Origin of the sequence: Vogesella indigofera, from assembly GCF_028548395.1 — a bacterium.
In the GTDB taxonomy this organism is placed as follows: domain Bacteria; phylum Pseudomonadota; class Gammaproteobacteria; order Burkholderiales; family Chromobacteriaceae; genus Vogesella; species Vogesella indigofera_A.
Window position 1 is genome coordinate 34,594 of the sequence record NZ_JAQQLA010000009.1, and the last position, 11,485, is coordinate 46,078.

Here is an 11,485-nt window from a genome sequence, read left to right on the forward strand (position 1 = left end):
AAGGCACGACGCTCATGGCACACCAATCCGACCTGATCGCCAGCGACATCCTGGCGTACCTGAAGCAACACGAAAACAAGGACCTGCTGCGCTTCATCACCTGCGGCAACGTCGACGACGGCAAATCGACGCTGATCGGCCGCCTGCTGCACGACTCCAAGCTGATCTTCGAAGACCAGCTGGCGGCGATCCAGCGTGACTCGAAAAAGTACAACACCACTGACGAAGAGATCGACCTCGCGCTGCTGGTCGACGGCCTGCAGGCCGAGCGCGAGCAGGGCATCACCATCGATGTCGCCTACCGCTACTTCAGCACCGACCGCCGCAAGTTCATCATCGCCGACTGCCCCGGCCACGAGCAGTACACCCGCAACATGGCCACCGGCGCCTCGACCTGCAACCTGGCGGTGATCCTGATCGACGCCCGCTACGGCGTGCAGACCCAGACCCGCCGTCACAGCTACATCGTCAGCCTGTTGGGCATCAAGCACGTGGTGGTGGCCATCAACAAGATGGACCTGCTCGACTTCGACGAGGCGGTGTTCAAGCGCATCCGCGACGAATACCTCGCCTTTGCGGCCAACCTCGACATCGCCGACATCCGCTTCGTGCCGATCTCGGCGCTGCGCGGCGACAACGTGGTCACGGCCAGCGAGCGCACGCCGTGGTACGACGGCCAGACGCTGATGGGCATCCTCGACAGCGTCGAGATCGACCACGACGTGGCGCAGAACGCCTTCCGCCTGCCGGTACAGTACGTCAACCGCCCGAATCTGGACTTCCGCGGTTTCTGCGGCACCGTGGCCAGCGGCGAGATCCGCCCCGGCGACCGCATCGTCGCGCTACCGTCCGGCAAACAGAGCACGGTGGAACACGTGGTAGTGTACGAGGGCAACCTCGACGTGGCACGCAGCGGCCAGGCCATTACCCTGACGCTGGCCGACGAGATCGACATCTCGCGCGGCGACATGATCGTGCGCGCCGACGAGACGGCACCGACGGTCAGCCAGGCGATCGAGGCCCACCTGGTGTGGATGGACGAAAACCCGCTGGTGGTGGGCAAGGACTACGGCTTCAAGCTGGCCGGCAAGAACGTCACCGGCCGCGTCGAGCGCATCGTGCACCGCGTGGACGTCAACACGCTGGACGCCTTCGAAGCGGAAAAGCTGCAGCTGAACGAGATCGCGCTGGTGCGCATCGTGTTCACCGCCCCGGTGGTATTCGATACCTATAAAGACTGCCGCGCCACCGGCAGCTTCATCGTCATCGACCGCCTGTCCAACGGCACCGCTGGTGCCGGCATGATCCGCAGCGCGGTAGCGGTGGACAGCGCCAGCCAGGACCAGAGCGACCTCGCCCGCCTGCGCGCGTTCGAGATCGAGTTCAACGCGCTGGTGCGCAAGCACTTCCCGCACTGGGAGGCCAAGGACGTCAGCAAGCTGTTCGGTTAATCCTGCTGCTGCGCCAGCCCACAACGACCAGCCCTGCGGCTGGTCGTTTTGTTTTGCACGCTCCGGGAGCCGGGCAGTTCCCGATGGCGCGGCGACGGATGCGGCGGTTACAATTGCCGTTTTCCGGTCGCCTCGACACGAGCCATAACAATCAAGGGTGCGCGCGATCACCGGAAGCGCAGCGCCCCTGCCCAACCCAGAGTTGAACATGTCCCTACCCCGCTTGCCACGTCCTGCGCTGTCCCTGGCGCTGACGCTGCTGCCGTCGCTGGCTCACGCCAGCGTCAATGGCGCAGAACTGTCCATGCTGTGGGCCGTGCCCTTTGCCGGCCTGCTGTTAAGCATTGCCCTGATGCCGCTGCTGGCCCCCGCCGTCTGGCACCACCATTTCGGCAAGATCGCCGCCGGCTGGGCGCTGGCCTTCGTGCTGCCGTTTGCGGCCAACCATGGCCTGGCCGGCGTCAGCCACGATATCCTGCACACCATGGTGCTGGAGTACGTGCCGTTCATCATCCTGCTGGTGGCGCTGTTCACCGTCGCCGGCGGCATCTACATCAACGGCAACCTGCACGGCTCGCCGCTGCTCAATAGCGGCGTGCTGGCCACCGGCACCGTGCTGGCCAGCTTCACCGGCACCACCGGCGCCTCGATGCTGCTGATCCGCCCGCTGTTGCGCGCCAACGACAACCGCCGCTACAAGACCCACGTGTTCGTGTTCTTCATCTTCCTGGTCGCCAATATCGGCGGCTCGCTGACGCCGCTGGGCGATCCGCCGCTGTTCCTCGGCTTCCTCAAGGGCGTCGGCTTCGGCTGGACCATCGAGCACATGCTGGCGCCGATGTTCAGCGCCAGCCTGATCCTGCTGCTGGTGTTCTTCGTGCTGGACAGCTACTTCTACCGCAAGGAAAGCGCGCAGACGCTGGCGCGCGACCCGACCCCGGACAGCCCGCTGCGCATCGAGGGCAAGCTCAACTTCCTGCTGCTAGGCGGCGTGGTGGTGGCGGTGCTGCTGTCCGGCGTGTGGCAGCCGGGCGTGGTGTGGCAGGTGTACGGCCTCGACATCGAGTTGCAGAACGTGGTGCGCGACCTGCTGCTGCTGGCGATGGCGGGGCTGTCGCTGCGACTGACGCCGCGCCACTGCCGCGAGGCCAACGCCTTCAACTGGGCGCCGATGCTGGAAGTGGCCAAGCTGTTCGCCGGCATCTTCATCAGCATGATCCCGGTGCTGGCGATGCTGAAGGCCGGCCCGGACGGCGCCTTCGCCGGCCTGGTACGCATGGTGACCGCTCCCGACGGCACCCCGGTCAATGTCGCCTACTTCTGGCTCACCGGTGCGCTGTCCAGCTTCCTCGACAATGCGCCGACCTATCTGGTGTTCTTCAACCTGGCCGGCGGCGACGCGCAGCAGCTGATGGGCGCCGGCGCCAACACCCTGCTGGCGATCTCGATGGGCGCGGTGTTCATGGGCGCCAACAGCTATATCGGCAACGCCCCCAACTTCATGGTGAAGGCGATTGCGGAAGAGCGCGGCGTGGTGATGCCGAGCTTCTTCGGCTACATCGGCTGGGCCTGTGCCTTCCTGATCCCGACCTTCCTGCTGCTCACCGTGCTGTTCTTCTGACGCTGACGCCGCCCTTGCGGCCAACCTTGCGCAAGGTTGGCCGCAAACAAAAAAGCCGCCCTCGGGCGGCTTTTTTCATGCGCCGGCGTTCACAGCCGGTAACTGCTCACCGTCATCAGCTTGGCGGACAGCTTCATCATGCCCTTCACCGGCAGCGGCAGCTTGGCCGCGCCCAGCTGCTGCGCCATGTCGGCGTGTTTCAGCTCGTCGTCGCGCATCTGGCTGACAATGGCGCGGCTCTTGTCGTCCTGCGCCGGCAGCTCGCTGAGATGGCTGTTGAGATGGGCGCCGACCTGGTGCTCGGTTTCCTGCAGAAAGCCGAGGTTCCACTTGTCACCGAGCAGGCCAGCGGTGACGCCGATCGCCAGCGAGCCGGTGTACCACAGCGGGTTGAACAGGCTGGGACGGCCGCCCAGCTCGCGGATGCGGCGCTCGGTCCACGCCAGATGCTCCACCTCCTCGAACGCGGCATGGCGCAGCGCCTCGCGCGCCGCCGGATCGCGCGCGGTCAGCGCCTGGCCCTGGTACAGCGCCTGCGCGCACACTTCGCCACAGTGGTTGACGCGCATCAGCCCCAGCGCGTGGCGTTTGTCCGCGGCGGACAGCTCCGCCTCGGCGACATCGCGGTCGGGGTGCGGGCGCGCGCTGCTGGCCGGGGCAAACAGGGTGCGCAGGCCGCGGTCGAATTCGGAAATCAGGTTATCTAGCATCATGTGCGGTTATGGCCTTCATCAATAGACGCGATTATACCTCGGCTGGGCTGCTGGTATAATCACCGGGTTTATTCCTGACGACTCAACCGGAAAAGGACCTTCACGCATGAATATCGACCTCATCAGCCCGGGCAAGAACATGCCGAACGACGTTAACGTCGTCATCGAGATCACCGCCAACAGCGCCCCGATCAAGTACGAATTCGACAAGGAAAGCGGCGCGCTGTGCGTGGACCGTTTCATGGGCACCTCGATGTTCTACCCGGCCAACTACGGCTTCGTGCCGCAGACCATCGCCGGTGACGGCGACCCGGTCGACGTGCTGGTGGTAACCCCGTTCCCGCTGCCGCCGGGCGTGCTGATCCGCGTGCGCATGCTGGGCTTGATCAAGATGGAAGACGACGGCGGCATCGACGCCAAGCTGATCGCGGTGCCGGTAGAGAAACTGTGCCCGATGTACAAGGACATCCAGAAGCTGGAAGACCTGCCACAGCTGCTGCGCGACCAGATGGTGCACTTCTTCGAGCACTACAAGGACCTGGAAAAAGGCAAATGGGTCAAAATCCAGGGTTGGGGTACACTGGAAGATGCCACCCGCGAACTGGAAGAAGGTATCGAGCGCGCCAAACAGGGTTGATCCCGTGATGGCCGACACAGCCGGTGGCACGCGCCACCGGCTTTTTTTATCCTGCTTTCAGGCTGCCCCACCATGACCCGACTCTCACTCGACGCCCTGCTGGTACTGGACGCCATCGACCGCCGCGGCAGTTTTGCCGCCGCCGCCGAAGCACTGTTCCGTGTGCCGTCCGCCATCACCTACAGCGTGCAGAAGCTGGAACAGGATCTGGGCGTGATGCTGTTCGACCGCAGCGGCCACAAGGCCAAGCTGACCTCGGCCGGGCAGCTGCTGCTGCAGGAAGGGCGTACGCTGCTGGATTCGGCGGCGATGCTGGAGCAGCGGGTGAAGACCCACGCCACCGGCTGGGAGGGCGAGCTGCGCATCGCCATCTCCGAGCTGCTGCCGTTCGTGCGCGTGATCCAGCTGGTGCGCGAATTCAACGAACTGGGCGCGCAGACCGAACTGCGCCTGACGCGCGAGAACTTTGGCGGCATGTGGGATGCGCTGATCGACGGCCGCGCCGACCTCACCATCGGGGCGCCGGACATGCCGGTGCAGGGCAACCTGTACTGCCGCGAGATGGGCCGCGCCGCCTTCGGCTTTTGCGTCGCGCCGTCACACCCGCTGGCACAGGCGGCGGAACCGATCCCGGCGCACGAGCTGCGCAAGCACCGCATCATCGTGCTGGCCGACAGCTCGCGCACGCTGACGCCGCGCAGCGCCTCGATCCAGGAAGGCCAGGCACGACTGACGGTGTCCAGCCTCGACGACAAGATCAACATGCAGTGTGCCGGCCTCGGTATTGGTTTTTTGCCACTGCAGCATGTGCAAAAACCGCTGGCCGACGGCCGTTTGCTGCTCAAGGCAGTGGAAGACGCGCGCGATCCCGTGCCACTATATTACGCATGGCAAACCAAGGAACCAGGGCAGGCGATGGCCTGGTTCCTGCAGCGTTTGCGCGACTTCGACTGGCAACTACTGTAAACACCGGATGGACCTGCCCGCCTCTCCCGCCACCACCCTCGACGCGTTGCAGCAGCGACTGGCCGACTGCGGCCTGCAGCCGGCGGCCAGCCGCCACGGCACGACGCTATGCTGGCAGGGCCTGCGCCTGGGCGGCAGCGACAGCGCGGACATCGACGTCGAACTGGCGGTCACCCCGCACCCGGCGGCGCGGCAGTACGGTTTCATGCTGTTCGTCGGCTGCACCCCGGCCTTGCGCGAGCAGGCGCGGCCGCTGCTGGACGCCCTCGCCCCGGCCGCCGGTGCCTGGCTGTGGTGCGGCCCGCGCGGCGCCGGCCGCTTCTGCCAGCGCGTGTTTGACGCCTTCCTCTACATCAACGGCCCACTGCTGCGCGAGGCGATGCAGCACGGCCAGACCCAGCCGGACTGGGCGGCATTCTTTGCCAGCCAGCTGCAGCTGGGACAGCAGCTGCTGGCGCTGGCGCAGCAGTACCGCCGCGCGCAGCACGACGACAGCCAGCCGGAGCTGGGCGCGCTGCTACAGGAGTTCGCGCGGCCGCCGCTACTGCACAGCCACTACGCGCTGACGCTGGCACGGCTGCTGGAGCTGGGTCTCAGCCAGCAGCAGCTGACGCAAGGCATCTTCGAGCAGCTGCTGCGACCGGCGCCCTGAGCCCGCCGTCCGCACGCAAAAAAGCCGCCTGAGCAGGCGGCTTTGTCATGACCAGTGGCCGGCTTACGGCTTGCCGCCGCTCATGTCCTTGGACAGGAAGAAGGCGTCGGAGAAGAACTCGTCCTCCGGCAGCTTGCGCTCGCCGATGAAGGACTTGTGCGCGGCCTCGACCATGATCGGCGCGCCGCAGGCGTACACCTGGTAGCCGGACAGGTCGTCGAAGTCATCCAGCACCGCCTGGTGCACGAAACCGCTGCGGCCAAGCCAGTTGTGCTCCGGCAGCGCGTCCGACACCACCGGAATGAAGGTGATGTTGGCGTTTTGCGCCTGCCACCGGCCGGCCTTCTCCGCCATGTACAGGTCGTGCGGTGTGCGCGCGCCCCAGTAGAACACGATCGGGCGGGTGATGCCGTGGTGGATCGCGTGCTCGATGATGCCCTTGATCGGCGCAAAGCCGGTACCGCTGGCCACCATGATGATCGGCTTGTCGGAATCCTCGCGCAGGAAGAAGGAACCCAGTGGCCCCTTGAAGCGCATGATTTCCTTTTCCTTCATGCTGTGGAACACGTACTCGGAGAAGGTGCCGCCCGGCTGGTTGCGGATGTGCAGCTCGATGAAGGCGTCGTCGTGCGGCGCGTTGGCGATGGAGAAGCTGCGCTTCTTGCCGTCCTTCATCAGAATGTCGATGTACTGGCCGGCCATGAACTGCAGGCGCTCGGAGACCGGCAGCTTCAGCTTCAGCACCGCCACGTCGTGGATCTTCTCGATCGACTCCACGCGGCACGGCAGGGTCTTGATCTGGATGTCGCCGATGCCGGCCAGCTCGCGCACTTCGATGGTAATGTCGCCCTGCGGTTTGGCACAGCAGAACAGCGCCATGCCCTGCGCGCGGTCGGCGGCGGACAGCGCCTTCTCCTGCGCGCCACCGTGTTCTACCTCGCCGGCGACAACCTTGCCCTTGCAGGTGCCGCAGGCACCGTCACGGCAGCCGTAAGGCAGGCCGACGTTCTGGCGCAAAGCTGCCTCAAGAATGGTTTCATGCGTTTCAACCGCAAAAGAATGGCCGCTCGGAAGCACCTTTACCTGACACGTCATCTTGTTCCCTTAAACTTCGCTAAAATGGCCGTCATGCGAACCCTGTTGATCATCGGCACCGGCGACATCGCCCGGCGTGCCCTGCCCCTGCTGCTGCCGCACTGGCGGATACTGGCGCTGACGCGCCGCCCGGAAACCGCCGCGCAATGGCGACAGCTGGGAGCCCAGCCAGTGCCGGGCGATCTGGATGATGCGCGCAGTCTCGAACGCCTCGCCGGTGTCGCCGACGCGGTGCTGTACACCGCGCCGCCGCCTGACAGCGGCAGCATCGACCCCAGAATGCGCAAGGTGTTGTCGCGACTGGCAAAAACGCCGAGTTTACCACAGCAGCTGGTCTATATCAGCACCAGCGGCGTGTACGGCAATGCCGATGGCAAGTGGCTGAACGAGAGCGCGCCGCTGCGGCCAACGTCGCCGCGCGCACGCCGCCGCGTCGATGCCGAGCGCGCGCTACGCAGCTTTGCCATCGCCCACGGCAGCGCGCTGACCATCCTGCGCGCACCGGGCATCTACGCCGCCGAGCGGCTGCCGCTCACCCGCCTGCTCAACGGCACGCCGCTGATTGATGCCGCCGAGGACAGTGTCAGCAACCACATCCACGCCGACGACTTGGCGCGGCTGTGTGTCGCCGCGCTGCAGCAGCCGCGCGGCGGCATCCGCGTCTACAACGCCTGCGACAGCCAGCCGCTGCCGGTCGGCGAGTGGTACGACAAGCTGGCCGACACGCTGGGCTACCCGCGCGCACCGCGCCTGCCACGGGCGGTGGTGCAGCAGCAGGTGTCACCGGGGCTGTGGTCATTCATGGCCGAATCGCGGCGCCTCTGCAACGCGCGGCTGCTGCGCGAGCTGCCCGGCTGCCTGCGCTATCCGACGGTGGACGCGCTGCTGCGCCAGCTGTAGCACCGTCTTGCGGCCAACCCTGGCCGCCACCATAAAAAAGCCCGCAGTGGCGCGCGCCGCTGCGGGGGATTCCGTTATTGACTGCTGCCGCGTCAGATCGCTTCGCTGGCGTCCTCGCACGGGCTGCACAGCCGGTCGCGGGCCAGCGCGGCCAGCGCGTCAAGATCGTCGTTGAGGTGCAGCTGCATATGGCGCAGCGCACCGCGCAGGATGGCACTGGCCAGCAGTGCCTCGTCGCACTGGAACACCTCGGCCATGGCACGCAGCTCGGCGCAGGTCTCGTGGCACAAGGGCAGCGACAGGTGGCGCACCGGCTCCACGCGCAGCAGCGTACCCAGTTCCTGCCCTTCGGCACGGTACTCTTCCAGCAGTTTTACAAAGTCGTGCAGTTCATCTTTCATGAGACACCTCCCGTGTCCATTACTACGTCCGCTTTCCCCTCACACAGCATGGCACATGCTGCCGCTTTGCCAAGGTGAATCGGTGGCGGAATTGATCTGCGCCAAGCAGCCGTCGGCGGCGGCCCGCACGGGGCAAGGCCGGACGCTGCCGCGCCGCATGCCGGGCCGGTGGCGCAGCCCTACCACTGGCGGCCAAGATTCGGTAACATCGCGATCTTTTTGCAGTTTTTGAGTGACGACCATGGAAAATCCGGCCTTCAACCGCGCCATTCGCAGCTTCGTGTTGCGTCAGGGCCACCTGTCTCCTGCGCAACAGCGCGCCATCGACGAAGGCATGCCGAAATGGGGCATCGAGTATCAGGCGGCGCCGCTCGACCTGCAGCAGGCCTTCGGCCGCGTGGCACCGAAAATCCTGGAAATCGGCTTCGGCATGGGCGGCGCCACCGCTGAAATCGCCGCCGGCAATCCGGACAAGGACTACCTCGGCATCGAGGTGCACTCGCCGGGCGTCGGCAACCTGTTCAAGCTGATCGACGAGCAGCAGCTGTCCAACCTGCGCCTGATCCGCCACGACGCGGTGGAAGTGCTGGACAACATGCTGCCGGATGGCTCGCTGGACGGCGTGCACATTTTCTTCCCCGACCCGTGGCACAAGAAGCGCCACAACAAGCGCCGCCTGATCCAGGCACCGCTGGTGGAGAAACTGGTACGCAAGCTGAAGCCGGGCGGCTACCTGCACGCCGCCACCGACTGGGAAGACTACGCCATCCAGATCATGGAAGTGTTCAGCGCCAATGCCGATCTGGCCAACAGCGCCGACGGCTACGCGCCACGTCCGGACTACCGCCCGTTGACCAAGTTCGAGGCACGCGGCATCCGCCTCGGCCACGGCGTGTGGGACATCATCTTTACCCGCAAGTAAGCACCTTGCCGGCATGACACTGCGGCCAACCTTGCGCTCAAGGTTGGCCGCAGTGTTTTGTGGCGCCGCGGCTCAGCTCGCGGCCTGCAGCAGCGCCTCGATATCGCCGGCGATGTCGTGCGGCTCCGCCGCCGGCTCGTAGCGCTTCACCAGCCGCCCCTTGCGGTCGATCAGGAACTTGGTGAAGTTCCACTTCACCGGATGCGGGTGCTTGCCGTCAGCGCCGGTCAGCCAGTGCCACAGCGGGCTGGCGTTGCCGCCGTTAACGTCGCCCTTCTCGAACAGCGGGAAGCTGACGCCGAAGCGGCTGACGCAGAAATCACGGATCGCACGGGCGTCGCCCGGCTCCTGGCCGCCGAACTGGTTGCAGGGAAAGCCCAGCACGCTGAAGCCCTGTCCCTGATAGGTACTGTGCAGCTCCTGCAGGCCGGCATACTGCCGGGTGTATCCGCATTCGCTGGCGGTGTTGACGATCAGCAGCACCTGGCCGCGGTACTGCGCCAGGGGTTGCAACAGGCCATCGCCAAGGTTGGCCGCAAAGTCCGCAATCGTGGTCATGGTGGGTCTCCATCCGTATAATGCTGCTTTTCCGAGTAAATCAGTCAACCATGATGTTCGCACCCAGCCGACAGGATGCCCGCCGTTTCTTTTTCGATACCTGGCAGAAGCAACAGGCCGGTCAGCCGCTGACCGATCTGGAGAAGCTGCTGTTCAGCGTGATCATGCTGCATCCGGAATACCACGATCTGCTCAACCGCCCGCAACAGTACGCCGAGCGCGAATGGATGCCGGAACAGGGCGAAACCAATCCCTTCCTGCACATGGGCATGCACCTGGCGCTGGAAGAGCAGCTGTCGATCGATCAGCCGCCCGGCATCCGCGCGCTGTACCAGCAGCTGTTGCAGCAGACCGGCAGAGAACACGACGCGCAGCACGAGGTGCTGGACTGCCTCGGCGAGATGATCTGGCAGGCGCAGCGTTACGGCGGCGGGCCGGATGTCAACGTGTACCTGTCCTGTATCCGCGGCAAGCTGGGGCAGGATCCGGAGGACACCCCGCGCCTGAACCTGAAAGACATGGACGACTGACACCGTGCCGTCAGCGCGAGAGCGCGCTGCCACCACCCCAAGGCCATCCGGCAACATGCCGTGATGGCCTCTTTGTTATGGCCAAGGTCGCCGCCTTTTTCAAACGGCAATTGCGGGCAACTGCCGTTCACGCCAGCGGCTGACGCTGGCGTCGAGCTGGTCCAGCGTCAGCAGAGTGGCACGCGCTGGCAGCCGCCTCAGGCCGCGGCAGCCGGCACCGCCGAGCCACAGCTCGACGCCGGCCGGCAGCAGCGTGTCCAGCAGCGCGGCATCCGCCTGCGGACTGGCCTCGTAGGAGGCGGAAAAGGACAGCACCACCACGTCGACGCGGTGCTTGTGCGCCGCACTTGCGATGTCGGACAGCGGCATCTGCGCGCCGAAGGCGATGGCGTCGCAGCCGGCCAGACGCAGCAGCGCTTCCACCATCAGCAGGCCAATCAGGTGCAGCTCACCGGGGCAGGTGGTCAGCATCACCCGCGGCGACTGCAGGCCGGCGGGGATGCCGGCCAAGGTCTCGCGCAGCACGCGCTTGACCTCTTCCGAGTACAGGTGTTCCTCGTGCACGCGCAGCTCGCCGCGCATCCACGCCTCGCCGACCAGCTGATTGGCCGCCGCCAGAAAATCGCAGATGAAGTGGCGCAGGCCGAGCTCGAACAGGCGGTGGCGCAGCAGCTCGCGCACCGCCAGCGCGTCGTGGCCGCTCAGCGCGTCGATCAGGCCGGCACAGACATCCGGCACCACCCGCGCCGGGGTGTGCGCCAGCGCCAACGCCTCCAGCTGCGCCATGCTCTGCCCGACCAGCTTGCCGGGGCGAAAGCCGAGATCCATCAGCCGCCGCACCTGTTTCAGCTTGCCGACCTGCGCCGCGCTGTACAGGCGGTCGCCGGCGGCATCGCGCGCCGGCAACGGAAAGCCGTAGCGGCGCTCCCACATCCGCAACAGGTCCTTGGGGATGCCGGTTTCGCGTTCGACGGCGGCGATGGGCAGGCCGCCATCGCTCATGGCAGAGTCTTCGTTCATCATTTGTACAAGCTGGCGT

General features: G+C 65.8%; 13 protein-coding genes. 8 read left to right on the forward strand and 5 right to left on the reverse strand.

Annotated features, from left to right (window positions below; genetic code table 11):
• Positions 1-14 precede the first annotated feature (14 nt).
• Both cysN and PQU89_RS13740 read left to right on the forward strand, forming a co-directional pair.
• On the forward strand, positions 15-1,451 hold the full coding sequence (cysN, locus tag PQU89_RS13735) for a sulfate adenylyltransferase subunit CysN (protein ID WP_272766322.1): 1,437 nt from the start codon (positions 15-17) through the stop codon (positions 1,449-1,451).
• Positions 1,452-1,659: 208 nt separating this feature from the next.
• Positions 1,660-3,072, forward strand: a complete 1,413-nt coding sequence (locus tag PQU89_RS13740) for a sodium:proton antiporter (protein ID WP_272766323.1) — start codon at positions 1,660-1,662, stop codon at positions 3,070-3,072.
• Between the two features lie 89 nt (positions 3,073-3,161).
• Here PQU89_RS13740 and coq7 read toward each other — a convergent pair whose 3' ends face one another.
• Positions 3,162-3,782 (reverse strand): 2-polyprenyl-3-methyl-6-methoxy-1,4-benzoquinone monooxygenase, encoded by a 621-nt coding sequence (gene coq7 / locus PQU89_RS13745; protein ID WP_272766488.1) that lies wholly within the window; start codon positions 3,780-3,782, stop codon positions 3,162-3,164.
• A 109-nt stretch (positions 3,783-3,891) separates the two neighbouring features.
• Between coq7 and ppa the strand changes: the two genes are divergently transcribed.
• The 3 genes from ppa (at position 3,892) to PQU89_RS13760 (ending at position 6,040) form a co-directional block, all read left to right on the forward strand.
• Positions 3,892-4,422 carry an inorganic diphosphatase gene (gene ppa / locus PQU89_RS13750; RefSeq protein ID WP_272758130.1) on the forward strand — a complete coding sequence of 177 codons (531 nt, stop codon included), beginning with the start codon at positions 3,892-3,894 and terminating at the stop codon, positions 4,420-4,422.
• A 72-nt stretch (positions 4,423-4,494) separates the two neighbouring features.
• Positions 4,495-5,388 (forward strand): LysR family transcriptional regulator, encoded by an 894-nt coding sequence (locus PQU89_RS13755; protein WP_272766324.1) that lies wholly within the window; start codon positions 4,495-4,497, stop codon positions 5,386-5,388.
• A 7-nt stretch (positions 5,389-5,395) separates the two neighbouring features.
• Entirely contained in the window at positions 5,396-6,040 is a 645-nt protein-coding gene (locus PQU89_RS13760) for a hypothetical protein (protein WP_272766325.1), read from the forward strand.
• Positions 6,041-6,103: 63 nt separating this feature from the next.
• On the opposite strand, the gene PQU89_RS13765 is transcribed toward PQU89_RS13760, so the two are convergent.
• Positions 6,104-7,135, reverse strand: coding sequence for a CDP-6-deoxy-delta-3,4-glucoseen reductase (locus PQU89_RS13765; RefSeq protein ID WP_272766326.1), 1,032 nt, complete (start codon positions 7,133-7,135; stop codon positions 6,104-6,106).
• A 33-nt stretch (positions 7,136-7,168) separates the two neighbouring features.
• Here PQU89_RS13765 and PQU89_RS13770 point away from each other — a divergent pair, with 33 nt between their 5' ends.
• Positions 7,169-8,035: an SDR family oxidoreductase gene (locus tag PQU89_RS13770; protein ID WP_272766327.1), complete on the forward strand. Its 867-nt coding sequence runs from the start codon at positions 7,169-7,171 to the stop codon at positions 8,033-8,035.
• Between the two features lie 92 nt (positions 8,036-8,127).
• On the opposite strand, the gene PQU89_RS13775 is transcribed toward PQU89_RS13770, so the two are convergent.
• Complete coding sequence (locus PQU89_RS13775; protein WP_272766328.1) at positions 8,128-8,436, reverse strand: hypothetical protein; 309 nt, start codon at positions 8,434-8,436, stop codon at positions 8,128-8,130.
• A 241-nt stretch (positions 8,437-8,677) separates the two neighbouring features.
• Here PQU89_RS13775 and trmB point away from each other — a divergent pair, with 241 nt between their 5' ends.
• Entirely contained in the window at positions 8,678-9,358 is a 681-nt protein-coding gene (gene trmB / locus PQU89_RS13780; RefSeq protein WP_272766329.1) for a tRNA (guanosine(46)-N7)-methyltransferase TrmB, read from the forward strand.
• Between the two features lie 72 nt (positions 9,359-9,430).
• Here the strand turns inward: trmB and PQU89_RS13785 are convergent, their stop codons facing one another.
• Positions 9,431-9,916 (reverse strand): glutathione peroxidase, encoded by a 486-nt coding sequence (locus PQU89_RS13785; RefSeq protein WP_272766330.1) that lies wholly within the window; start codon positions 9,914-9,916, stop codon positions 9,431-9,433.
• 50 nt (positions 9,917-9,966) lie between these two features.
• On the opposite strand from PQU89_RS13785, the gene PQU89_RS13790 reads away from it, so the two are divergent.
• The gene (locus PQU89_RS13790) at positions 9,967-10,446 is read left to right on the forward strand and encodes a DUF1841 family protein (protein ID WP_272766331.1); all 480 of its coding nucleotides are present in this window, start codon (positions 9,967-9,969) and stop codon (positions 10,444-10,446) included.
• Between the two features lie 99 nt (positions 10,447-10,545).
• Here the strand turns inward: PQU89_RS13790 and PQU89_RS13795 are convergent, their stop codons facing one another.
• Positions 10,546-11,469: a MerR family transcriptional regulator gene (locus PQU89_RS13795; RefSeq protein ID WP_272766332.1), complete on the reverse strand. Its 924-nt coding sequence runs from the start codon at positions 11,467-11,469 to the stop codon at positions 10,546-10,548.
• Positions 11,470-11,485 lie beyond the last annotated feature (16 nt).